The 25,915-nt window shown below is 41.8% G+C and carries 20 protein-coding genes; 15 read left to right on the forward strand and 5 right to left on the reverse strand.

Features of this window, described 5'->3' with window-relative positions; all coding sequences use genetic code 11:
* Positions 1–862 precede the first annotated feature (862 nt).
* Positions 863–2,359 (forward strand): FxLYD domain-containing protein, encoded by a 1,497-nt coding sequence (locus FXW34_RS13020; protein ID WP_147534447.1) that lies wholly within the window; start codon positions 863–865, stop codon positions 2,357–2,359.
* Between the two features lie 16 nt (positions 2,360–2,375).
* Positions 2,376–3,524, forward strand: coding sequence for a S1C family serine protease (locus FXW34_RS13025; RefSeq protein WP_147534448.1), 1,149 nt, complete (start codon positions 2,376–2,378; stop codon positions 3,522–3,524).
* Positions 3,525–3,631: 107 nt separating this feature from the next.
* Here FXW34_RS13025 and FXW34_RS13030 read toward each other — a convergent pair whose 3' ends face one another.
* Positions 3,632–6,781, reverse strand: coding sequence for a DEAD/DEAH box helicase (locus FXW34_RS13030; protein ID WP_246141040.1), 3,150 nt, complete (start codon positions 6,779–6,781; stop codon positions 3,632–3,634).
* A gap of 52 nt (positions 6,782–6,833) precedes the next feature.
* Entirely contained in the window at positions 6,834–8,459 is a 1,626-nt protein-coding gene (locus FXW34_RS13035; RefSeq protein WP_147534449.1) for an SWIM zinc finger family protein, read from the reverse strand.
* Positions 8,460–10,264: 1,805 nt separating this feature from the next.
* Between FXW34_RS13035 and FXW34_RS13040 the strand changes: the two genes are divergently transcribed.
* Complete coding sequence (locus FXW34_RS13040) at positions 10,265–10,717, forward strand: helix-turn-helix domain-containing protein (protein WP_147534450.1); 453 nt, start codon at positions 10,265–10,267, stop codon at positions 10,715–10,717.
* A 256-nt stretch (positions 10,718–10,973) separates the two neighbouring features.
* On the opposite strand, the gene FXW34_RS13045 is transcribed toward FXW34_RS13040, so the two are convergent.
* The gene (locus tag FXW34_RS13045; RefSeq protein ID WP_147534451.1) at positions 10,974–11,603 is read right to left on the reverse strand and encodes a hypothetical protein; all 630 of its coding nucleotides are present in this window, start codon (positions 11,601–11,603) and stop codon (positions 10,974–10,976) included.
* A 399-nt stretch (positions 11,604–12,002) separates the two neighbouring features.
* Between FXW34_RS13045 and FXW34_RS23380 the strand changes: the two genes are divergently transcribed.
* On the forward strand, positions 12,003–12,470 hold the full coding sequence (locus FXW34_RS23380) for a hypothetical protein (RefSeq protein WP_246141042.1): 468 nt from the start codon (positions 12,003–12,005) through the stop codon (positions 12,468–12,470).
* Between the two features lie 312 nt (positions 12,471–12,782).
* Here the strand turns inward: FXW34_RS23380 and FXW34_RS13055 are convergent, their stop codons facing one another.
* Both FXW34_RS13055 and FXW34_RS13060 read right to left on the reverse strand, forming a co-directional pair.
* Positions 12,783–13,529, reverse strand: coding sequence for a response regulator transcription factor (locus FXW34_RS13055; RefSeq protein WP_147534452.1), 747 nt, complete (start codon positions 13,527–13,529; stop codon positions 12,783–12,785).
* A gap of 24 nt (positions 13,530–13,553) precedes the next feature.
* The gene (locus FXW34_RS13060) at positions 13,554–14,783 is read right to left on the reverse strand and encodes a sensor histidine kinase (RefSeq protein WP_147534453.1); all 1,230 of its coding nucleotides are present in this window, start codon (positions 14,781–14,783) and stop codon (positions 13,554–13,556) included.
* Between the two features lie 286 nt (positions 14,784–15,069).
* Here FXW34_RS13060 and FXW34_RS13065 point away from each other — a divergent pair, with 286 nt between their 5' ends.
* The 11 genes from FXW34_RS13065 (at position 15,070) to FXW34_RS13115 (ending at position 25,838) form a co-directional block, all read left to right on the forward strand.
* Positions 15,070–15,354: a BMC domain-containing protein gene (locus tag FXW34_RS13065; RefSeq protein ID WP_147534454.1), complete on the forward strand. Its 285-nt coding sequence runs from the start codon at positions 15,070–15,072 to the stop codon at positions 15,352–15,354.
* A gap of 17 nt (positions 15,355–15,371) precedes the next feature.
* The gene (gene pduB / locus FXW34_RS13070) at positions 15,372–16,196 is read left to right on the forward strand and encodes a propanediol utilization microcompartment protein PduB (RefSeq protein ID WP_147534455.1); all 825 of its coding nucleotides are present in this window, start codon (positions 15,372–15,374) and stop codon (positions 16,194–16,196) included.
* Positions 16,197–16,345: 149 nt separating this feature from the next.
* Entirely contained in the window at positions 16,346–17,014 is a 669-nt protein-coding gene (locus FXW34_RS23685) for a BMC domain-containing protein (protein ID WP_147534456.1), read from the forward strand.
* Positions 17,015–17,030: 16 nt separating this feature from the next.
* Positions 17,031–17,681: a phosphate propanoyltransferase gene (locus FXW34_RS13080; protein ID WP_147534457.1), complete on the forward strand. Its 651-nt coding sequence runs from the start codon at positions 17,031–17,033 to the stop codon at positions 17,679–17,681.
* Between the two features lie 6 nt (positions 17,682–17,687).
* Positions 17,688–18,503: an ethanolamine utilization protein EutJ gene (eutJ, locus tag FXW34_RS13085; RefSeq protein WP_147534458.1), complete on the forward strand. Its 816-nt coding sequence runs from the start codon at positions 17,688–17,690 to the stop codon at positions 18,501–18,503.
* Positions 18,504–18,519: 16 nt separating this feature from the next.
* Entirely contained in the window at positions 18,520–19,287 is a 768-nt protein-coding gene (locus tag FXW34_RS13090; RefSeq protein ID WP_147534459.1) for a flavoprotein, read from the forward strand.
* 38 nt (positions 19,288–19,325) lie between these two features.
* Positions 19,326–20,786: an acetaldehyde dehydrogenase (acetylating) gene (locus FXW34_RS13095; protein ID WP_147534460.1), complete on the forward strand. Its 1,461-nt coding sequence runs from the start codon at positions 19,326–19,328 to the stop codon at positions 20,784–20,786.
* A gap of 37 nt (positions 20,787–20,823) precedes the next feature.
* Complete coding sequence (locus FXW34_RS13100) at positions 20,824–21,084, forward strand: EutN/CcmL family microcompartment protein (protein WP_147534461.1); 261 nt, start codon at positions 20,824–20,826, stop codon at positions 21,082–21,084.
* A 42-nt stretch (positions 21,085–21,126) separates the two neighbouring features.
* Positions 21,127–22,266: a 1-propanol dehydrogenase PduQ gene (locus FXW34_RS13105; RefSeq protein ID WP_147534462.1), complete on the forward strand. Its 1,140-nt coding sequence runs from the start codon at positions 21,127–21,129 to the stop codon at positions 22,264–22,266.
* A gap of 16 nt (positions 22,267–22,282) precedes the next feature.
* A complete protein-coding gene (locus FXW34_RS13110; protein ID WP_147534463.1) occupies positions 22,283–23,122 on the forward strand; it encodes an MIP/aquaporin family protein in 840 nt (279 codons plus the stop codon).
* Positions 23,123–23,300: 178 nt separating this feature from the next.
* Positions 23,301–25,838 carry a glycyl radical protein gene (locus tag FXW34_RS13115; protein ID WP_147534464.1) on the forward strand — a complete coding sequence of 846 codons (2,538 nt, stop codon included), beginning with the start codon at positions 23,301–23,303 and terminating at the stop codon, positions 25,836–25,838.
* The last annotated feature ends 77 nt before the right edge of the window (positions 25,839–25,915 follow it).

Consider the following 25,915-nt stretch of genomic DNA (forward strand, 5'->3'; position numbering starts at 1 on the left):
AACGGTGGCAAATCAAGCTAATAAACCCAATAAACGATGCCCACCATACTTTTTTGGTGGGCTTTCAATTTCGTGATAAGATATTAATCATATTACATAATGGAAATCACCAGCGGAGGGAAAACAATTGAACTGGATAAAAAACAACAAAAAGCCCGTCACCATCACAATCGTCATCCTATTCATCATCGCAGCACTACTCGACCTTAAATATGAAGGGGTACTCTATCGATTGCTAAACCAATAGGCCTGGCTCATAAATGAGAGTATTGTTCGTAACAGGTTTAGTTTCCAAACTCAACACGTGAAACGGTAGACTTTGAAGAAGGGACTTAGCTTTGGGGTATTAAGAGGACATGAAGGACCTTATTTCTATAAAATAACCCTTATTTTTGACTTTAGAGGACACCGAATACCTTATTTATTAAAAAACCACTGTAATAAGTAAATTAATGATTAAATAAAGAACCTGTTGTCCGTTAGCATACCAAAACATCATTTTTTTGTGAAAATAGCGGAAGTGATGTCCGCTACAAAATCAGTGCAAGGGTACACCATATTATACCCTTGCTATTTGATGTGGAAGTTAAACCTAATATAAAAAGCCTTGATCTATCATTCTATATTCCCACAAAAATGGCATCCTCGCAGCCAATCTCCTACTCAGAAAGCCTCACTAAAATCCCGACCACTTCACCACACCACCGCACTGGGGGCCTGTCCCCCAGTGCGGTAACACGTTAAAGCGCTATATTATTTTTTAAAAAAGTCATTATTGTTACCCAATTTTTAGCATTATGATAAATTAGTAATAGGAGTATTTACCTATTAATATATCAATTTAGGTTAGGGGGGATGGGATATGTACTGCCACCAATGTGGGTCAAAGGTGCCAGAGGGAGCACGTTTTTGTTCTACCTGTGGAGCAAGTCTAAGCATAAGCCAAGATACATATTCAACGGAGTCAGTCGAACACGAAACGGAAACATCACAAATACCAGAAAATCAAAATCCACAATTGCAAGACGAGCGAATGGAAGATGCACCATACTTAAACAAACAAACGGTACAAGCTCAACAAAACGAAGAAGAGCCACAATCCAAACAGCTAAAGGAATTACAAACAGAACAACAAACAGAACAACAATCAGAAATACTTACAGAACCGCCGACAGAACCAGCTAAAGAACCACAAAATCCAAATTCTGAAACCTTAGTAGAGGTCGCAGCAGCTGTACAAACACAAACACAATCAAAGGTACGTTCCCAGCAAAGAAATACACAACCAGAGGACAAGCCAGGTTTTTCTCAAAAACTAAAAAAATATCTATTTGTTATTATCCCGATTGTAAGCCTACTTGGCGTATCAGGCGGTGTATTTGCGTACTACAACCATGAAACCACCATCAACCAACAGGTAAAGGAGTTTAAAACGGAGGCAGAAAAGGCAGCAACTAAAGGCCAATACCAAAAGGCTATAAAAGCGCTAGACAAAGGGATTCAACTACGGCCAGATTATAAGCTGCTCCAAACAGAGAAAGAAACGGTCAAGACAGCTCAAAGCTATTCCAAATCAATCAACCAAATTGCTGAGTACATAAGAACGAAAAAGTTCGACGACGCCACCAAGGAATTAAACACATTATCTCAAATGCTAACCAAAGCAAAGGGCCCGCTATTCAAGCCATTTAAACAACAGCTTAAAGAAAAAGAGGTTAGTATTACGGTTGGAAAAATCAAACAGGAAATCGATGGGCTCCAAACAATCGAGGAACTTGGAGGCAAGCTAACCGTTGTTGCCTCACTTTCGTCAGACGAGGCCAATGCTGTTAAAACGCAAATTACGAATAAAATCATTCAGTTGGCAAGCGACCAAGCTGAAGGATACCTACAAAATAAAGACTTTGATAATGCCCTTTCCGTGATAGATAGCGGGCTCTCCTATTCGAAAGACGAAGCGAAATTGCTCGCTTTTAAAGAGAGAGTACAATCGGAAAAAGCTGCATTTGAAAAAGCGGAACAGGACCGAATTGAACAGGCAATGGAAGCTGCTGCGAAAGAGGATTTGAAAAATCATACAGCTGCTGTCGATGTTCTCAGTTTTAATGTTGAACTCGATGAATACGGTGACGCCTATCTAACTGGGGAGGTTAAGAATAGCGCGACAACCTCCATCTATTCCATCCAAATTGAATACACCGTGTTCGATGCAGTTGGTGAATACTCAGATACAGGTTACACAACTGTTTATCCATATTATCTAGAGCCAGGAGAAACAGGTAGCTTCGAAGATATCATCTATTACGTAGACGAAAATGTAAAAGTTGAAATCAATAATATCAAATGGTACTTGGACTAAAAGGTAGGTGAGAACGATGAAATTGAATTGGAAATGGATAATTAGCATCACGGCAACTCTAGCCATATGGGGCGCAGGAATCTACTCCTATTTTTATATAAAAGAAAACATTCCAGAACGTTTGCCGACGAAATCTAGTATTATTTTAGCTGATAAAAATAAAGAAGTAGAGGAAACGTCTCCAGTGTTAAAGGAAATCATCCATGACGTCCAAAAGCTCGTAGTTAAAATTGAACTACCAGATGGTTCGCTAGGTTCAGGTTTTCTCTTTAACGATAAAGGTGATGTAATCACAAATGCTCATGTTGTCGCAAATGCCAAAGATGTCACGGTAAAAACCGCAGATTCCCGCGAATTACAGGGCACAGTCATTGGGATTAGCGATGAAACAGATGTGGCACTCGTTCGAGTGGCAGGTTTGGCAGGAACAGAGCCTTTAAAGCTGGCTAAAAATAGAAAAGCAGAAGTGGGTGATGAAGTTCTTGCTCTCGGAACACCATTGGGACTTGAAAATACCGTAACTACGGGGATTATTAGTGGAAATGACCGCGATTTAGATATTGCGCCATTCCATTATGAAGATGTTTATCAAATCTCGGCTCCAATTGCCCCGGGAAATAGCGGTGGTCCTTTAATTGATAGTAAAACAGGTGAGGTGTTGGGCGTCAATTCCGCAGGAACAGAGGTGGGCTCAATTGGCTTCAGCATTCCAGTCTCAAACTTTCTTAATCTAGTGGAAGGTTGGGCAGCAAATCCGCTCACTACACTTCCATCCATAGCAATGGGTGATGATGGTGGTTATGCAACAGCATCTGAGGAAGAGCAATTTTCGATAGAAGATCAGGCGCGATACCTAGTTAATTATTTCTATGAAAGCTTAGATTATGGTGATTATGTTACCGCCTATGCATTGTTAGGCAGCAACTGGCAAACAAAAACTTCCTACGAAACCTTTCGAAAGGGCTATATTAACACCGAAGCCGTCACAGTTGACGACATAATGACTTCAGCTTCTGGGGAGCAAGTAACAGCAACAGCATTTATTACCGCAGAAGAAACAAAAGACGGCGATACCACCTACAGCAAATACAAAGTAACCTACCAAATAGGCTATGAAAACAACCAAATGAAAATACTAACAGGAGAAGGCAAAACAATAAAGTAACGCACTAAAGCGGCGGGGGACAGTCCCCCGCCACATCACCGCAGCACCGCACCGGGGGACTGTCCCCCAACACACTACCGCATTAAAGCGCCACCACTACAGCACAGTTACCCCAAACTCAACAATTCTTCCAGCTCACGATCTCCAAGCTCCGTAATCCAACTCTCACTCTGGATAATCTGCTCATTCAGCGATTGCTTCTTCTCCAGCATCGCATCAATCTTCTCCTCGAGCGTCCCCGTCGAAATCAACTTATGCACATGCACAAACCGATCCTGCCCGATCCGGTACGCCCGGTCCGTCGCCTGATTCTCCACCGCCGGATTCCACCAACGATCGTAATGAATCACATGATTCGCCGCCGTCAAATTCAAGCCCGTCCCGCCAGCCTTCAAACTCAGCAAGAACACCGGAAACTCCCGCGCCTGGAACCGCTCAATCATCACATCCCGCTGCTGCTTCGGCACCGACCCATTCAAAAACGGCACCTCCACACCAAACCGCGACCGCACAACCTTGCGAATCATCTCGCCCATCTCAATATACTGTGTAAAAATCAAACAGCTCTCGCCGCCAGCCAAAACCGCATCAACCAACTCAACCAGCTTCTCCAGCTTCGCAGACCGCTCCAACACCCCTGAAGGCCGCGCCTCCTTCAAATACAGCGCCGGATGATTACACAACTGCTTCAAACGCCCCAACATCTGCAGAATCAAGCCCCGCCGCTCAAAACCGCTCAGCGACTCAATCTCCGCAAACGTATCCTTCACCAGCTGCTCATACAACGACGCCTGCTCCGCCGTCAACGGACAATACTCCTTCTGCTCCAACTTATCCGGCAAATCCAACGCCACATCCTGATCCCGCTTCGTCCGCCGCAACAAGAACGGCCGAATCAACGCCTGCAACCGCTCCACGACTTCCTTATCGCCATCCTTCTCAATCGGCGCCACAAACCGCTTCTGGAACTGCGCCAAACCACCTAAATACCCATGATTTGTAAAATCAAAAATGGACCAAAGCTCGCTCAAACGATTCTCCATCGGCGTCCCCGTCAACGCAATATGATGCCCGCCTCGCAACTTCCGCACCGCCCGCGACTGCTTCGTCGCCGCGTTCTTAATATTCTGCGCCTCATCAATCGCAATCGTACTCCACGAAACCGAATCAAACTCCGCAAAATCCAAATGCGTCAAGCCGTACGACGTCAACACCAAATCACAACCCGCAGCCCGAGCCTTAAAATCCTCATCCTTCAAACGCGTTGGCCCATAATGCAAGTACACCCGCATCTCAGGTGCAAACCGCTCAATCTCCTTCTGCCAGTTCCCAAGCACCGACGTCGGACAAACAATCAACGCTGGTCCACCACCAGCCAAACCTTCTGATTTTACCAATAGCAAATACGAAAGCAGCTGCACCGTCTTGCCCAAGCCCATATCATCAGCCAAACAAGCACCAAAGCCAACCCGCCGCAAAAACCACAGCCAGCTCATACCCAGCTGCTGATACGGTCGCAACTCGCCAACAAACCCGCTCGGCACATCAGCAAGCGGAATCTCCTTCGTATCATTCAGCTGCTGCACAAGCTGCTTCCACTGCCGGTTCAAATCAATCTGAATCTTCGCAAACGCCTTCGAATTCTCCAAATCATCATCATGCTCGCCATTCTCATCAGCCAGCAGTTCCTGCTCCAACAAATCGCGAACATGTAGCCCTTGCTTGTCCGCTTTCTTCATCAAATCCTGAATCTGCCGGATAAACTGCGGATCAAGCTTAATCCAACGCCCGCGCACAAACACCAAGCGCCGCTTCTCATTCACCATCTGCTGAAACTCCGATTCCGACAGCTCCACGCCATTCATTGAGAAACGCCAATCATAATCCAAAAGCGCCGACAGCCCCACAAATGACTGGCCGCGACTCGACGAACCCTTCACCCGAGCCTTCACCTTCAAATTCGCATTCTTCATCGCCTGCCACCAAGCAGGGAGGAGGATCTCAACTCCAAGCGCCACCAACGTCTCACTCGCCTCAGTCAAAAACTCCCAAGCCTCATTCTCCGTCAACACCGTCGTCAAACGCCCACGCTTACCCTCAAGCCACGGAAACAGCCCAATCCAGCGCTTCTCCTCAGCCTCAATTCGACCAACAAACGGAAGCCATTCCCGCGGCACCGAGCCGCCCTCGATATCACCGATAGAAAACAACCCAAACTCCTCGTCGCCCGACTTCCCGCGCAAAAACACACTCAAGCTCCAAGACTCATGCGCCTCAGCCGGCTCCTCAAGCTGCAATCCAACCGTGAACGGCGTCGCATCCTCGCTCAATCCAATCCACTGCCGCCAGCTATCCTCATCGAAATAATGCGAAAGCGCCCGTGCCGAAATCCCCTGCTCCCGCAAGTGCTGCAGCTTCTCACCGAACAGCTGCTTCATCGCAGCATCCTGCTCTAAATACGCATCCAGCGCTGCATTATACCAATCTTTGATAAAATCAAGCAGTGGCCGCTCGACTTCCAGCCTTTCGTCTTTCACAACATCCGTATCCGACCCCGAAGCCCCAACGCCCACAGACTCCGCGCCAGACCCACCAGGCATCGTCACGCCCGCACTCACCACGCCAGCAGCCTCCGCATCAGAATCCCCAGCATCCGCCACGCTCGCACCGCCCCGAGCCTCAGCACCAGAACCCCCAGCATCCGTCACGCCCGCAACGCCCCGAGCCTCCACACCAGAACCCCCAGCATCCGTCACGCCCGCAGCCCCAACACCGCTCAAGTCCTCCGTATCCACCGAATCCCCGGCAACGCCCAAATCTCCAGCACCATCCGCACCGACCTCATCATCCTCAACCACAAAAACCTCGCCGCCACGCACCACCAGCTTCTGCTCCCAAAACCCCGGACCAAACTCGTCCAGCACACGCTCCGGCACCGCCCAGCGAAACACGGCCCCAGACTCCCACGCCGCAAAATCCGGCAGCCAATCATGCTCAACCACCGCATCATACAACGCCGGACCCGCCGCCAAGCCAACCTGCGACAAATCATCCCAATCCCAATCAATAAACCGATTGAACGGCTCATCGCTAAACAGCGTCACCAGCTCCCAGCCATTGACCAGAACACCTTCCACGCCATCAATCCTCGACACCTCAACCATCGTGCCGTAAAACGTTTCCTTATGATGAAAAAATAACAATTTTTTCCACAAATCAACCGGAAACACTTCGCCATTTCGAGCCAAGCCCTTCAAAAAATACCGCCCATCATCCAAAGGGAAAAGTTCAACTTTTATATACCTCGACCTAAGCATTGAGCAATTTCCCCCTTATACATTCCTCTTGAAACGCCCGCAACCGCCGGGTCTGCACCTGAAGCAACGCAAAAAACCGCTCCCACTCATCCAAACGATCAAGCTTCTTATAAAACGTCCGCACCTTTTTCAACAACCGCACCGCCGCACGATAGCCAACCCGATTCTTCAAATCAATACTGCTCTGAATCGCCTGATGATAAAGCGGGAGGAGGGCTGCTGGATCACGCTTGCCGATCTCCTTCAGCCGCTCCGAATCCAAATACTCAAGCTCCAACCCAATCAGCACCTGCAACTCAACCCACTTCGCAAACGCACCTTCTCTATATAAAAACGAATCATAAACACGATAACTATAGGGCAAACAAACCAACAACGTCCGCTCCAGCATATCGCTTCGGCCAGACGCCTCACAAAAGGGGCGAATCAAATCAAGCGCCATCCCCGTAAAATCCGTACCCGCCTCATAGTCATCCAACAGCTTCAAATACTCATGCAGACGCCCCACAAATAACTCCACAAACGGCGCAATCCGCTTCCAATCCTTCTCTGCGTTTATCGACTCAAGCCAAAATATCATATACGGCATAATCCGCACCGACAACTCATCGAGCTGCGCCAGCGCCTGCTCATCATTCCGCGCCAAAACCTGCTGATGCAAAAGCGCAATATTCAACGCAAAATCATCTTCATTTTGCTCAAACGCCTGATACAACCACTGCCGCTCCTCGTTTCGCCACTCCGACTTCTTCAGCAAGCCACTCCACAACTGGCGGTACAAGTGAACACCCTCATACTCAACCACCTTATTCACACTAAGCAGCTGCCGCGCCTCATTCTTTATTTTTTCAATAAAATCATCAAAGGCAAACGGCATCGTCGAAACGGCCAAACTCTTCATCGCCTTCTCCGCATCCTCAAGCAAATTCTGAAACAAATGGCGATAATAGCGGTCCACCATATAAGACGTATGCCCAAACTCCCGACTCAACTCACCCAAAAGCAAGAACGACTTCACCCCCGCGATGAGCTCATACAAATACCGCCACTCCTGCTCAACCGGCGCATCCGCCTGAGTCCTACGCCAATACACCGCAAACAAATCGCTCACCACATAAGGATTCGGCTTACCCTGCCCGTACATAATCGACTCAAAACTCTGCGAAAACGTCTCCAGCCAACCCTCGAAATTCGCCTCCGGCCGCTTACTCGACTTCAACAAATCCCGCGCCGTCTTCAAACCAGACAACACCGCAACATTCTTCGCCGCAATCGGACGTCGCCACTCCTCAACCCAATGCGCGACACTCCTCGCTTGCGCAAGACTTTGGAAAAATACTGCCAATCGGTGCCGACAAAAAGTCGTAGAAGGGCACGAACAAGCACTTCCAGCTAAATCGTCCAAATCCAACCGTACGTAAACAGGCGTCACATCCTGCACAGAGCCGTACGCATGATCACCGTCAAACCGCAGCTGATGCACCAAGCCCTGCCGATAAATCATCAAACCCTTCTGCACCAACTTCACATGCTCCTCAACCTCAGGCCGAAGCAGACCCTTCAAATCCCGCGCCGCCTGGTCCAACATCTCCGCTGTATATTCATCAATGGTCGCCACAACAACCAACTCCTTTGGAAACAAGGGGACGGTTCTGCTGTTTCCCTAAATTCTTCCACACAAACATCCAACCCCTTAAAAAACCATAATATCTAATTATACCAAATTCTCCCCACAAAACCGAGCCAGCCTTGCTCAACAAAAATAGGGATGAACAGAGGGACCTGTCCCTGTGAACCTCCATTTTCAGTGCTCGCACAAAACCAAGCCATCAATAAAGCTCATTGGCTACTTAATTTTCAGTGCTCGATCAAAACCAAGCCATCAATAAAGCTCATTGGCTACTTAATTTTCAGTGCTCGATCAAAACCAAGCCATTAATAAGGGTTATTGGCTACTTAATTTTCAGTACGACACCAAAACCAAGCCATCAATAAAGCTCATTGGCTACTTAATTTTCAGTGCGACACCAAAACCAAGCCATCAATAAAGCTCATTGGCTACTTAATTTTCAGTGCTCGATCAAAACCAAGCCATCAATAAGGGTTATTGGCTACTTAATTTTCAGTGCGACTCCAAAACCAAGCCATCAATAAGGCTCATTGACTACTTAATTTCCAGTGCGACATCAAAAGCAAGCAAACAATAAGGGTTATTGGCTACTTAATTTCCAGTACGACTCCAAAACCAAGCCATCAATAAGGCTCATTGACTACTTAATTTTCAGTGCGACTCCAAAACCAAGCAATCAATAAGGCTCATTGACTACTTAATTTTCAGTGCGATACCAAAACCAAGCCATCAATAAGGCTCATTGATTACTTAATTTCCAGTACGACATCAAAACCAAGCCATCAATAAGGTTCATTGGCTACTTAATTTCCAGTGCGACATCAAAACCAAGCCATCAATAAGGTTCATTGACTACTTAATTTTCAGTGCGACATCAAAAGCAAGCCATCAATAAGGTTCATTGACTACTTAATTTTTAGTGCGACATCAAAAGCAAGCAATCAATAAGTCTCATTGGCTACTTAATTTCCAGTGCGACACCAAAACCAAGCCATCAATAAGGCTTATTGCCTACTTAATTTCCAGTGCGACTCCAAAACCAAGCAATCAATAAGTCTCATTGACTACTTAATTTCCAGTGCGACATCAAAACCAAGCAATCAATAACGCTCATTGACTACTTAATTTTCAGTACGTCACCAAAACCAAGCCATCAATAAAGCTCATTGACTACTTAATTTTCAGTGCGACACCAAAACCAAGCCATCAATAAGGGTTATTGGCTACTTAATTTCCAGTACGACACCAAAACCAAGCCATCAATAAAGCTCATTGGCTACTTAATTTCCAGTGCGACATCAAAACCAAGCCATCAATAAGGGTTATTGGCTACTTAATTTCCAGTGTGACTCCAAAACCAAGCCATCAATAAGTCTCATTGACTACTTAATTTTCAGTACGTCACCAAAACCAAGCCATCAATAAGGGTTATTGGCTACTTAATTTTCAGTGCGACACCAAAACCAAGCCATCAATAAGTCTCATTGACTACTTAATTTCCAGTGCGACATCAAAACCAAGCAATCAATAAAGCTCATTGGCTACTTAATTTCCAGAACGACATCGAAACCAAGCAATCAATAACTCTCGTTGGCTACTTAATTAAACAGAACCCCAAAAAGTCGAACATTCCTCTGTCTTCCAAACACCCCACACGAACACGCTAACCCTCCAAAATCGCTGATATATCAATGTCAACTAGCGGTTGCGGCGCGATGCAACTAACGCTATCTTTACTTTTTGCAAATTGTGAAGCCATAATAGGACTAGATTGATGAAAGGTGATTGCAGAAATGATATTTGCTGAAAAATTGAAAAGTGAACGAAAGAATAAAGGCTGGTCGCAAGAAGAATTGGCAGAGAAGTTGTTTGTCAGCCGGCAATCCGTTTCAAAATGGGAAAATGGTCAAAATTATCCCAGCATTGAAATCCTGATAAAGCTAAGTGATCTTTTCGGTGTCACAATCGATGAAATGTTAAGGAGCGATGAAGAGTTGAAGGAGAAGGTAATCCAAGATAGTAAGCAATTAGCGCATCCGAAATTAAAGTCCCTATTTGATATCATATTTTTAATCGGTTCCATTCTATTAATAATAAAAATAGGAATCATACTTCTAAATAAATTTACTGCTTTCGATTTCGAGTTGATGGGCGGCTCGTTCATCTGGAACTTCGGCCCACTCATCTTAATGGTCGGAGCAGGAATTGGTTCAGGTGCTGTGAAGGACAAATACAAAGAGGATTAGGCAAGGATCGAACGAAACAAGGGGACGGTTGTTCTGTTTTTCCAACAAGCTATCGTGCCCACTACCACCTCAAAAAGAAAGAAGCGGTAACGATAACCGAGCTATCGTGCCCATCACCCCCCAAAAAAGAGCGAAGCGGTAACGATAAACGAGTTATCGTGCCCATCCCCCCTCAAAAAAGAGCGAAGCGGTAACTGTAAACGAGCTATCGTGCCCATCCCTGCTCAAAAAAGAGGGAACGGTAACGATAAACGAGCTACCGTGCCCGCTGATTAAACAAATAAGCAACCACAGCGAATGCACCAACAGCTAATAATACGAACAAACTATTCAAATAAGCTTTGCTTATCAATATTATTAACAGGTACCCGCCAGCACTAAACGAGAAAATAACAGTGAAAAAACGCTTAAACAAAACCGCCCCTTGATAAAACCCGATCAATGCCCCAATCCCACTTGTTAAAAAAGTAAGCCAAAACAACAATTCATTTGGCACTCTAAAATTCATCAGTACATTAAATATGACAACCCACCACGACATTAAAACCGCATAACGATTGTCCCTGAAAAATGGAAACAAAACAATCCCAAATAACAAACTAAATGAAATGGTAAAAACGGGAGGCATCAATAAATAAAAAATAGAATTAACCATAAATAATCCAAGCGTCGTTAAGAATACAAGCCCAAATCCACTCGTGGTAAATCGCCGCCAGACCCGAACAAACAACGCAAATAACCCCAAAGTCAATGAAGCAAATATCCACTCAAAACCGAACTTCTCTGACAATTTATATAGAAGGCTATTGCTGAAAACCGCCATAACATACATCAGCAATTTCCAAACATGAACAGGAATCTTCTGTTTCTCTAAATTCCTCCACACAAAAATCTCCCCTTAATTAAACCCCTTTTCCTAATCATACCAAATATTCCCGAAACAAGGGGACGGCTCTGTCGTCTACCTAAATTCCTCCAATGCACAACCCCCGCCAACCGTGCCACACACAAGCTTTGCATTCCCAACATAAAAGAAAAATAGAGAGTTAGATTTACCTAGCGCCTCAAAACAGCCCCTAGGTAAATTCAAACTCCAAATGAATTTACCTAGCCCCTGAAAACAGTCTCCAGGTAAATTCAAACCCCAATTGCCCGAATCCATATCGAACCGTCAATAAAAAGACAATGTCTTTATCAAAAATAAAACAAATCTAAAATAAAATTAAATAATGATAGATAATTTTAATTCATCAATGGGAAACGACTTTTATGAGGAGCTGTTAATTTGACCCCAACTAGAATGTACAAAATATCAATGGTACCAATATTGTTTTTTATGGTAGTTGGAATCTTATTATTAATCTTGTGTTTTCTTGCCTTCAGATTAGCATTTTGGTCAATATTGATGTTTGCTTTTTCAACGTCGATAATAGGGGCGTCTTTCCACCTTTGGAGAAAAAGAAGGGAAGGGAAAGGATTTTATTGGGATGAGGAAGGAATTGTCATTGATTTAAATGGAAACAAGGTCTATTGGCATGAAGTAGAAGACATTCAGTTTTTTAAAGGTAGCACAGAAAGTTTCTCAAAGGCTACTGTTATTTATCCCCACTATACGCACCACGAAAAGATTAGAATCCGTCGTAAGAAATGGTTGCCAACGACAGCCCATTCTGTTGATTGGTTTTTAATTGAAAATCCAAAGGAATATCACAAAAATCTAATGTGCGAATGGGAGCAAAGAAAAGCAGAGTAATACAGAAACAAGGGGATGGTTCTGTCGTTTCTCTAAATTTTTCCAATATGCACCCCCCATCCTAGGGACCTGTCCCTGTGGCCCACCTCTGTCCTTGTGTACCCAGGTTCACTTTCCCCAATGATATCCTTTGTTTTACTGGGACAAGGGACCTGTCCCCATGGCCCATGGCCCACTTGTCCCCAGGGCCCACTTGGCCAGTGCCATGCCACTGTGGCCAAAAAAAACCTTTCCGTATACAAACAAAAAAGGAACATGGAGATGCACAGTACGACATAGCACAGCACACTCTAGTTCCTTCGTTTCTCTATATTAAACAAGTTGTTTCATTTCCATTTTATATTGGTAAGGGGTTTGATTTTCAAATTTATTAAATACTTTAGTGAAATAAGCTGCATCAGAAAAGCCCAAATCAACCGCTATGCGATAGATTGGTTTATCCGTCTGCCTGAGGAAAGTTTTTGCTTTCTCGATTCGTAATTTTGAAACATAGGTTGTAAAGTTCATACCTGTTTCTTTTTTAAAATATCTACTAAAATATTGTGGGTTTAAGTGAACATGCTCTGCAACAGCATTTAATGAAATTTCTTGAAAATAATGGTTTTCAATATACTCTATAGCGCTATTTAATATATTTGCATCAAGGTCATCTGATTTGTCTGGATTGTTGTTAGTGTTTTTTGGTGAAGGTAATGCAGCGATAGCTTTCTTAATGGCTTTATTTAAATCAACAGGCTTAACTGGTTTTAACAAATAGTCAAAAACACCATTTTTAATGGCATCTTGAGCATAGTTAAAATCACTATGTGCCGTCAAAATGATCGTTTTTGAATTGGGTAAAAGCTTGATAATTTCCTGTTGTGCTTCTAACCCGCTCAATTCAGGCATGCTAATATCCATAAGGATAATGTGCGGGCGGTACTTCCTGACATTCTCGATGGCCTCAAGACCATTTCTTGAATCCTCAACAAGATCAATATTATGGAAATCACGTTGGATAATTTTGCGTAAACCTAATCTTTCTAGTGGTTCATCGTCAACAATCATTAGTTTGAGCATAGGTGATACCTACTCCTTTCGTGATTATATTGCTTTTTGGGAATCTTTAATACAAGGGAGTGTAATAGAGACAATTGTTTCTACATTAGGGATGCTTTTGATATGTAACCCATAATCCATACCGTAGTAATGCTTAATACGTTCATTCGTATTAAGTAACCCAATACCAATTTTACCAATATCATTTTCGTTCATTTCGTTTAAAGTCTTTAATAAATCGGACTGAATACCAACGCCGTTATCTTTGACTTCAATTACAATTTTATTATCAGAAACCTTACTGCCATGAACCATCACGGTTCCGCCGTCTTTTTTGGCTTCTAATCCATGAACGATGGCATTTTCAACAATAGGCTGGAGCACCATCGAAGGAATTCTATATCCAAGCACACTCTCTTCAATATCTATTTCATATGTAATACGGTCACTGTATCTGAGAGTCTGTATAAACAGGTAGCGTTTTACGTTATTAATCTCTTCCCTAATGACAGGAAATTCTTCGATATTCTTTAGGCTGTATCTTAGCAAGTCTGATAGATTATAAATTAGTTCCTCAGTTTCTGGAGCATCCTCTATTAACGCCATTCTCGCGATTGAATTTAAAGTATTAAAGAGGAAGTGCGGATTAATTTGGGCTGTAATGGTTTTGAGCTCCATGCTTTTTGCTTTTTGTTCGAGGACGTGTTTTGCCTGAATTTCCTGGAGCAAACGTTCTTGAGTCAATCGATTCATTCCCATTTGGGCAAAATGATTGGCCAGAAAGTTATAAAAATCAATGCAATTTTCTAAGTATTCTTGCGAGACCATCGGGACTTTTTCAATTACTTTTTCAAGTTCCTCTATCTGCAAATCAAATTCTTCTGAGATTTTTTTCGTATCTATTATATCCTTCGATTGATTTCCTTTGATTAAAACCTGACCACCAAGAACGGAGCCGAAGTACTGATCGTTAATAATAATTGGTGCAACACAATCTTTTAACCCCATATGACAGTCATATATCCTTGGCTTTCTTTCCAAAATGGCAATTTGTCCAGCTTGTGCATCACAAGAGATACACTGCTCAGAGCCTTTAGGAGTTGAACGGATTAACTTACAAAAAGGGGTAAAATTGCTTTGATTACCAACAGGGGCACCTTTAGCATCAACGGTTATTACAGGTATATCAACAACTTTAGCTAATTTATCTTGGACATTTCTTAATGTTTCCTGATCAATGAGGTCGGTTAAATGGAGATTTTTTGTACTATTCATAGTTGGACCTCCTAGCTAATTGCAGTATGTGAAAATTTTAACATACATTGTATTTAATAATCTGAACTGACAATGAACATTTTTTGATAATTTCAATTTCAGAGTATTGATTGAAGTGGAAACGCTTTCTTTAAAAATTGTACTAATATGACTTAAATCAAAAAAGTACAACTTACAGATGAGTGATTTTTGCAATTTAAGGTCGAAATATTAAAAAGAAACAAAGTGGTATGATAGTAAAATTTCAAATGTAAGCACAATTAAAATTATTCGGAGGTGCACGATAATGGGACAAGAAGCATTAGGAATGATCGAAACAAAAGGTTTAGTGGCTGCAGTTGAGGCAGCGGATTCAATGGTAAAGGCAGCAAATGTTACGTTAATCGGTTATGAAAAAATCGGTTCAGGTCTTGTAACAGTTATGGTAAGAGGAGACGTGGGAGCAGTTAAAGCGTCTACAGATGCAGGTGTGGCTTCTGCAAAACGCGTAGGAGAAATTGTTTCCGTACATGTTATTCCAAGACCACATGTTGATGTTGAAAACATTCTACCAAAATTCACTAAAGAATAAAGTGAGGTGCAATCAACATGGATGAGTATTTATTTCAGAAAGTCTTGGAGAGAGCGCAACAGGAATTAAGAGACGAAGGAATTATCGCAAATACCGAATCTAATAAACAAACGGTAGAAATAACAGAAAAGAGGGATGATCAAGTGTCTGTTGAGGTACCAGTTACAGAATACGTAGGAACAGCAATCGGGGATACGATTGGCTTAGTTATTGCCAATGTTGACCGTCATCTTCATGAATATATGGGCTTAGATCCAAAATATCGTTCGATTGGTTTTGTTAGTGCACGGACAGGAGCGGGTCCACATATTATGGCTGCTGACGAAGCTGTTAAAGCCACTAATACGGAAATTGTTTCAATTGAACTTGCTAGGGATACAAAAGGCGGGGCAGGCCATGGGGCAACCATTATCTTTGCGGCAGAAGATGTATCTGATGCAAGAAGAGCGGTTGAAGTGACTCTTCAAGAAATAGAAAAAACGTTTGGCGATGTGTATGGATGTGACGCTGGCCATTTAGAATTGCATTACACTGCAAGAGCTAGTCTTGCTTTAGAGAAGGCGTTTAATGCTCCGCTAGGCAAAGCGTTTGGAATCATCGTAGGTGCTCCGGCTGCCATTGGGTTATTAATGGCAGATACCGCCATGAAAACGGCTAATGTCGATATCGTAACCTATGCGAGCCCCGATAAAGGAACTGCTCGTTCTAATGAAATTATTGTAACGATTACAGGAGATTCAGGAGCGGTTCGTCAATCACTTCTTTCTGCCCGTGAGGTTGGTTTAAACGTTTTACGTTCAATGGGGCAAAATCCAGTATCGGTAACAAAGCCAAACCTTTAAATGCTAAGAGCTAAAGGTAGAACGTGCTTTAGTAATTCTTTTTATATGAAAAATAAGGAGAGATTTACCTTTAGCTCAACTTTGTTACAAGTAACAGGTTCGTAGGCATATATATTGGCAGAGCGTTGCCGAAATAGGAGTGTTTTCTAATGATTCAAAATGCCCTTGGTTTAATAGAAGTTCTTGGAATGCCTGCGGCTCTCGAGGCAGCGGATACCTGTGTGAAGTCAGCAAATGTCCAGTTAATAGGTTATGAAAAAGTTACAAGTGGCATCGTTACCGTGAAAATACAAGGTGATGTAGGCGCGGTAAAGTCTGCAATTGATGCAGCCAAAATCAGTGCAGGAAGAATTAACACAGTTCTTAATACCCTTGTAATTCCGCGTCCGAATGAAGGAATCGGCTCAATGATTTTTTCGGAAAAAATAGAACGAGCTACAGAAATAGAGGAATCTATTTCAGGGCAAACAAGTACAAGTAATCAAGAATCCGAAGAAGTAGATTCTGAGGTAGAAATAGAACTTGAAGAAAGTACTAACAAAATACAGCTGGAAGACAGTACTAAGAACGAAATAGAGTTTGAAGACAGTACGATGGACGAAGAAAATAAGGGATTAATAGAAATTGATCCTTCACCAATAAATGCATTTATCGAAGATCCTCAGGAAAGCGATGAACAAGAAGAACAAGAAGAACAAGAGGACAAAGTTAGCAAACAGAAAAAAGCATCATGCAATATTTGTAAAGATGCAAAGTGTCCGCGTGAAAAGGGTCAGCCTAGAAACTGGTGTATCCATAACGGGAATGACAACGAATAGTTAGGATGAAATATAAATGCAAGTTAATGAACTGTTATTAAAAGATATCGTAACGGAAATCGTGAAAAAATCAAAAGTCAAAGACAGAAGTCAACGTATACCAGTGGGAATATCTAACCGTCACGTTCATTTGTCACAAGAGGACCTTGAAGTGTTATTCGGGAAAGGCTACGAATTGACTGTTAAGAAGCCTTTAAAACAGCCTGGACAATTTGCTGCTAACGAAACAGTTTGTATTGCCGGAAAGAAAGGTTGTTTTCCAAATGTTCGAATCCTTGGACCGGTTCGAAGTAAAAGTCAGATAGAAATATCAAGAACAGATGGATTCACGCTAGGAATTAAACCTCCTGTTCGCTGTTCTGGTGAAATAGAAGGTTCTGAGAATCTATGTGTGATCGGACCTAAAGGGATGCTGGTTTTTAACGAAAAGGTCATTTGTGCAAAAAGGCATATTCATATGTCACAGGCAGATGCTGTTAGTTTTGGATTAGAAGACGGAAATTTGGTAGACGTAGAAACAATCGGTGATAAGAAAGTCATCTTTAACGATGTTCTTATTAGAGTAACAAGCAATTCAGCATTAGAACTGCATTTAGATATGGACGAGGCTAATGCTTGTGATATCAAAAACAATGAACTTGTTCGAATCATTGGAAAAAATGGGTGAGACCTGATGGATAAAGTGAATGCTCTCATTAAAGATATGGAAATGAAAATGGCACAAGAGAAAATCGATTGTCCTTGTAATCTCGACGAACTTAAAGTCGGTGTTGACTTAGGAACCTCAAATATTGTGATTATCGTACTCGATAAAGATAACAATCCAGTTACTGGAGCAATAGAATCTGCCAACGTTGTAAAAGATGGCATTGTGGTAGATTTTATTGGGGCTATTAATATTTTGAAAAGACTGAAGCAACAAGTAGAAGCGAAGCTTGGTATAGAGCTATATGAAGCGGCAACTGCAATTCCTCCGGGGATTATGTCAGGTAATATTAAAGTCATTTCCAATGTTGTGGAAGGTGCTGGTTTTAAGGTAACAAAAGTAGTTGATGAGCCTGAGGCAGCTGCGAGCGTGCTGAATATTCAAGAAGGGGCAGTCGTAGATATTGGCGGTGGAACAACTGGAATTTCAGTGATGAATAATGGCAAAGTCGCCTATTCAGTTGATGAAGCAACAGGAGGCACTCATTTAACACTTGTCGTAGCTGGAAATATGAATCTTCCATTTACTGAAGCTGAAGGATTTAAAAAGAGTAAGGAAAATGAAAAATTAATATTACCAATCGTTCGTCCTGTTATTGAAAAAATGGCCCATATTACGATGAGCAATATTCCAAAGGAAATTAAAGAGCTTTACTTAGTAGGTGGGACAAGTTGTTTAACTGGGATTGAACAAGTGTTTGAAAAATACACGTCACTTAGAACCATTAAACCGGAAAACCCGCTTTTGGTAACTCCAATTGGAATTGCGATGTATGCTGGTTAGATTGGGGGTCGAATAAGTGAATATTGAAGATTTAATTAGAAACTTGCTTAAAGAAATGATGCCTGTATTCAATCGGCGCGTAGTCATTTTTTTAAGCGGTGGATCCGTCAATGCTGAAATATTGTTAAAGCTAATGACTGATTTTCAATTCAATCATTGTGACATTGTCATGTCTGAAAGTGCGAGAGCCATTATTAATGAAGCAGCCATTTCAAGTTTAAAGGGCCGTTTGGTCCACAACCATCAGGAATTAGAAGAAGCCATTACTACTGCGGATCTAATTCTCATTCCGATTTTAACAAGAAACACGCTAGCAAAAGTTTCATTAGGGATAGCTGATAATCTTGTTACAACTGGAATTGCGCGGGCGATTATGATGAAAAAGGAAATCATAGCAGTCCGTGATAGCTATGATCCAAATAATGCAGTGAATATCGTAAATGAACTTGCTAAAAATCAATCCTATAATGACATGCTGTCAACGTATGAGCGAAAATTACAATCATTTGGTTTGAAAATCGTTGATTTGTCCGAGTTTAAAGTTGTCGTCCAGAACAAGCTGAATCCAACAATTGTTGAACCCAACAAGATTGCTAGTTCAGTTCAAAAAGAAATAAAGCGAGAACATATCAATGAAGAAGTTATCAATTCTTCGATAATCTCAGTAGCAGATCTTAAGAGATATGGAAATCAAAAGAGAATTGCGGTTAAAACTGGAGCAATTATTACCCCTCTGGCAAATGACTATATTCGAACAAATGGGATTTCCCTCGTATTTAAATAAGTAACCGACATAGAACTTTGCAAAAGGAGGTAAAGATTATGGATGTTATCGATAAGGATTTACAATCCATTCAAGAAACTAGATGCTTGATTTCAAAGGCGAAATTAGCTCAGAAACAATATCAGTCCTTCTCACAAGAACAAATTGATACCATCATTGAAAAAATGGCAAAGGCTGCCGATGATGCCGCCGAGCGATTAGCAAAATTGGCATTTGAGGAAACCGGTTTTGGTAAGTGGCAGGACAAAGTCCTGAAAAATCAGTTTGCAAGCACAATCGTTTACAACAGAATTAAGGACATGAAAACGGTGGGAGTGCTTCAAGATGATAAGGAAAATAAAGTGTTGGAAGTTGCAGTTCCAGTTGGGATTATCGCAGGTTTGATTCCTTCTACAAATCCAACCTCAACAACAATCTATAAGGCATTAATCGCATTAAAATCAGGAAATGCAATTATATTCTCACCTCATCCATCTGCGAAAAACTGTATTACTGAAACAGTAAAGGTTTTAAATCAAGCAGCAATTGAGGCTGGCGCACCTGAAGGCTTAATTGGTTGTATGAATATCCTCACTCTACAAGGAACAAACGAGCTAATGAGCCATCGTGATACATCGTTAATACTTGCAACAGGTGGAGAAGCAATGGTAAAAGCTGCGTACAGCTCTGGAACACCTGCCATTGGTGTAGGGCCCGGAAATGGACCGGCATTCATTGAAAAAACCGCCAATTTTCAATTAGCCGTAAAGCGAATTATCGAAAGTAAAACGTTTGATAACGGTGTAATATGCGCTTCTGAACAATCGATTATTGTCGAGCGAGAGAGCAAAGATTCAGTTAAAGCTGAATTGAAAAAGCAAGGAGCATACTTCCTGTCACCGGAACAATCAGAAAAACTAGGTTCATTTTTACTAAGAGGAAACGGAACGATGAATCCGCAAATTGTTGGTAAAAGTGTTGAGACGATTGCAGCTATTGCCGGATTATCGATTCCTGAAGGAACTAAGGTGTTGATTTCTGAACAAAAGACTGTCAGCATGAAAAACCCATATTCTCGTGAAAAGCTTGCACCAATTCTAGCGTTTTATGTTGAGGAAAATAAGGAAGCCGCGCTTCAGCGGTCAATTGAATTATTAATGAATGAAGGAAAAGGTCATTCGTTCATCATCCATACTGAAACTGAAGAAGTGGTGAAGGAATTTGCCTTGCAAGTGCCTGTTTCAAGAATGATGGTCAATACACCTGGTGCATTAGGTGGTATAGGTGGGACAACTAATCTATTCCCTGCCCTCACATTAGGCTGTGGTGCAATTGGAGGAAGCTCAACCTCTGATAATGTTGGACCGGAAAATCTATTAAACATTCGAAAAGTTTCCTACGGTGTGAAAGAATTAGCGGATTTAAAGGGTGGCAATTCAGAAGCTAGTAATACTTTAAATCTATCAACTCAAAACGTAGAAGATCTAGTAAAAATGATACTACAACAACTTGCAGTTTAATTTAAGGGATAAATAACTGAAAAGGGGTCCAAAGGACATGTTTCTAGCAAAAGTGATCGGCAGCGTTGTTTCCACCCAAAAAGTTGAAAAGCTTGTCGGTGGAAAACTGATGGTTATTAAGACATTGGATGAAAAAAAGAGCTTAGTTGATGAGCCCGCAATGGTAGCCATTGACGCGGTTGGAGCTGGAGTTGGAGATGTTGTTCTTGTTGATTGGGGAGATTCCATATACGAGGATTCCAAACTTTCAGCGGACATGGCGATTGTTGGTATCGTTGATGAAATTCAAGTCGATTAATGATTATGCAGTAGACTGAAGAATTCGGAAAGGAGGACAGATATGGAACGCTTTTATATTAAGCCAGAAATATATTTCACCTCGAGTGCTCTCGAATATTTAACAACAATAGAAAGTGAGAGAGCACTAGTAATCACCGATCCATTTATGGTTCAGTCGGGATTTATAGACAAACTAACACAAGTGTTGGCAAGCAGCGTTAGCGAGTATGAAGTCTTTTCTAATATTAAACCGGATCCGCCAGTCGAAGTCGTGGCTGAAGGTGTATTGAAAATGCTTCATCTTAATCCGGAAATTGTCATAGCATTCGGCGGCGGGTCAACAATTGATGCTGCGAAAAGTATTATTGCGCTGGCTCAACAGTTACGAGGAGAAGGGATTAAGCCGAAATTAATTGCCATTCCAACTACAAGTGGGACTGGTTCAGAGGTGACATCATTCTCAGTTATTACAGTTGGGGATAAAAAAGTCCCGATGATTGATGATAACTTAATCCCAGATGTGGCAATTTTAGATCCTCGATTTGTCACAACAGCGCCACCAATAATAACTGCTGATACTGGTATAGATGCTTTGACTCATGCGATTGAGGCGTATGTTTCAACTGGGGCATCTGATTACACAGACGCTTTGGCGGAAAAGGCAGTACGGCTCATATTTGACTACTTGTTAACGGCTTATAAAGATGGATCAAATATCGTGGCCAGAGAAAAGATGCATAATGCTTCATGTATTGCCGGTATGGCATTTACGAATGCTTATCTTGGAATTAATCATAGTATGGCCCACGCCTTAGGTGGAGGATTCCATATTTCACACGGAAGAGCAAATGCAATTCTTCTCCCTTATGTCATTCGTTACAATGCAAATCTGGAAAGCGATATTGAAACGGAAACAGCAAAGCGATATGCGGAGCTTGCTAGAATTTTACACCTCCCTGCTTCATCCGTTTCCGAAGGTGTACATAGTTTAATCTATGCAGTCGAAATTTTACTAAAAGAGACGAAAACACCTTTAACGATTAGCGAGTTGAACATTAGTCCGGAAGAATACCATCAAAAGCTAGAAAGCATGTGTGACAATGCACTCATGGACAAATGTACAGGTACTAACCCTCGTATTCCAACAAAAGATGATATCAGAAATATTTATCTAAATGCTTATGGAACACATTCAAAATAAGAAAGGGTAGGTTCTGATGAAAGACAAAATTTGGGGAGAATGTATTGCGGAATTTATCGGTACTTTTGTACTAATCTTTATCGGAGTTGGGGCAGTTGCGTCTATGGTAACAACGGGTGTAACTGTAACATTTTGGGAACTTTCGATCGTTTGGGGGCTCGCTGTTACTATAGCAATCTATATTGCTGGCTTTGTCTCAGGTGCTCATATTAACCCGGCAGTTACAATTGGTGTAGCAGTTTGGGGCGGTTTTAGTTGGAAAAAGGTAGGCCCATATATTATTTCGCAGATTTTGGGAGCGTTCTTCGCTGCTTCTGCAGTCTATTATCTTTATCGAGATGCCATTAGCTTGTTTGAAAGTAACCAAGGAATTACTAGAGCCTCAGAAAGCGGTGTAGCCTCCGCTGGGATTTTCAGTACCTTTCCAGCACAATATTTATCTCTTTTTGAAGCGTTTATGGTGGAAATGTCCATCACAGCCTTGTTGCTTTTGGTCATTTTTGCAGTAACTGACGCAGCAAATGGTGGTGCCCCGCAAGCTGGGTTACCTGCAGTTGCTATTGGTGTCACAATCGCAATTTGTGGACTTGCATTTGGTCCGCTAACAGGTTTCGCTATGAATCCAGCCCGTGATCTTGGTCCAAGAATCTTCGTACTTTTAGCTGGATGGAACACAGATGCAATTGGACCAAATATGTATGGCCTCATTGTTCCAATATTTGGACCTATCGTCGGCGGCATTTTGGGTGGAGCCATTTATAAAAAATTGATTGCCCCAAGTTTCAATGTGAAAACAGGTGGTACCGATAATACTGGTGATGGTACCGACAAAGGTCATCATAAAAGCGTTGCATAAAAAAACAAGAGATTCGGGAAAAATCTCTTGCAAAAATTCGATATACATCAAAAAAATACAATAATTATCAATCTATATAATACAAAATCACGTTTATTTTGTAAAGGTTACACATGTTTCTTTTAACTAAAATAATCTATGAAACTACTAATATATTGTTCTGAGAGGAGCTATTTATATGCAAAGCCAGTCTTCTACACGTATTCAGAAATTAATTGATGGTTTATATTCAGTTACACCGGAGATTGAAGCAGAAAGAGCAGTCCTTATTACAGAATCATTTAAACAAACAGAAGCTCAGCCAATGGTGATCAGAAGAGCTAAAGCTTTAGAAAACATCCTTACAAAAATGAAAATTGTCATTCGTGATAATGAATTAATCGTTGGTAACTTAACGACTAAACCGCGTGCGGCATCGATTTTCCCTGAGTTCTCCAATAAATGGCTAGAAGCGGAATTTGAAACACTAGCAAAACGTACTGGTGATGTTTTCTTAATTTCAGAGGAAACAAAAACACAGCTCCGTGAAGTCTTTAAATATTGGAATGGAAAAACAACGAATGAACTCGCTACAGAATTAATGCTTCCGGAAACAATTGAAGCGATGAACGCTAACGTATTTACAGTTGGAAACTATTACTTTAATGGTGTAGGCCATATTAGTGTTGATTATGTAAAGGTTTTAGAAAAAGGTTTTAATGGCATTATTCAGGATGCAGAAGAGGCAAAGGCTAAGCTTGGAAAAGGCGATCCAGAAGCCATTAAAAAAGGACACTTCCTTGATGCCGTAATGATTACTGCAAAAGCCGTCATTCGTTTCGCACAGCGTTTTGCTGAGGAGGCAAGAGCTTTAGCATCTCAGACCTCTGACCCAGTTCGCATCAAGGAATTATACCAGATTGCTAGCATTTGCGAAAAAGTACCTGCAAATCCAGCTGGAAACTTCCAGGAAGCTTTACAATCATTCTGGTTTGTACAGTCCGTAATCCAAATTGAATCAAACGGACATTCTATCTCACCAATGCGTTTTGATCAGTACTTATATCCTTATTATAAAAATGATCTTACAAATGGCATTTTGGACGAGACTGGGGCACAAGAGCTTCTTGACTGCCTATGGGTAAAATTTAACGATGTCAACAAAGTTCGTGATGAGGGTTCTACAAAAGCGTTTGGTGGATATCCAATGTTCCAAAACTTAATTGTTGGTGGTCAAACCCCTGATGGATTAGATGCGACGAATGAATTATCATATGCTTGTTTGGAAGCAACAGCACACACAAAATTACCGCAGCCGTCCATTTCCATTCGATATTGGAACAAAACTCCTGAGGAATTAATGCTTAAGGCAGCTGAAGTCACTCGATTAGGATTAGGTATGCCAGCTTATTATAATGATGAAGTTGTGATTCCTTCATTAGTAAGCCGCGGTATTTCACTAAGAGATGCAAGGGATTACGGTATTATCGGATGTGTTGAACCGCAAAAGGGCGGAAAAACAGAAGGCTGGCATGATGCAGCATTTTTCAATATGGCTAAGGTGTTGGAACTTACCATTAATAACGGCTTCATTGATGGAAAACAACTTGGACCTGTAACGGGTGATGTAACTACATTCATAACCTTTGATCAATTCCTTGAAGCCTATCAGACACAAATGGAGTACTTCGTAAAACTCCTCATTAATGCCGATAACTGCGTTGACCTTGCCCACGGCGAAAGAGCACCACTGCCATTCCTTTCATCTATGGTAGATGATTGTATATCTGCAGGTAAATCTCTACAAGATGGTGGAGCTCATTATAACTTCACTGGACCTCAGGGCGTAGGTGTAGCAAATGTTGGTGACTCTCTGATGGCAGTGAAACAATTTGTATTTGATGAGAAGAAACTTACTTTTGCACAATTAAAACAAGCACTGGATACAAACTTCGGGTCTTGCGAAAATGTTCCAGTCCAAAATAAGAATAATCTCGATCTAAATAATTTAACAAGTGATATGTTAGTTGAAGTCATTAAGCAGCTATTGTTAGAAGGCAAAAATATTAACATGGAACAATTAAAAAATTGTACTCCAAACCTTAAAGCGGATGGAGGCACAAAAGCAAGCGATGGTGAATACCTTCGTCACATGCTAGAAAACGGGGCTCCTAAGTTTGGTAATGATATCGACGAGGTTGATGAATTAGCTCGTGAAGCGGCGTTAATCTACTGTCGTGAAGTGGAGAAGTATACAAATCCACGTGGAGGTACATTCCAACCAGGTCTATATCCAGTTTCTGCTAACGTTCCAATGGGTGCTGCTACAGGTGCTACCCCAGATGGACGTAAAGCGGGTGTGGCTCTAGCTGACGGTGTATCCCCTGTTTCAGGAAGAGACCAAAATGGCCCAACAGCAGCAATCAACTCGATTGCAAAATTGGATCACCACATCGCTTCCAATGGTACATTGTTTAACCAAAAGTTCCACCCATCAGCTCTAGAAGGAAGAAGTGGATTAGAAAACCTATCAGCACTTGTTAGAAGCTACTTCGACCAAAAAGGTATGCATGTTCAGTTTAATGTTATCAACCGTGAAGTATTACTTGATGCACAGAAAAATCCTGATAAATACAAGAACCTAGTTGTACGTGTAGCAGGATATAGTGCACATTTCACATCACTGGATAAAACAATCCAAGATGACATCATCAGAAGAACTGAACAATCATTCTAATAACACTTCAAAAATAGGAGAAGGAATTAGCTTCTCCTATTTTTCTTAAAAGCTGTGTTATAACTGAATGTTGGATG

It is taken from the genome of Bacillus marasmi (assembly GCF_902168435.1).
In the GTDB taxonomy this organism is placed as follows: domain Bacteria; phylum Bacillota; class Bacilli; order Bacillales; family Cytobacillaceae; genus Bacillus_BU; species Bacillus_BU marasmi.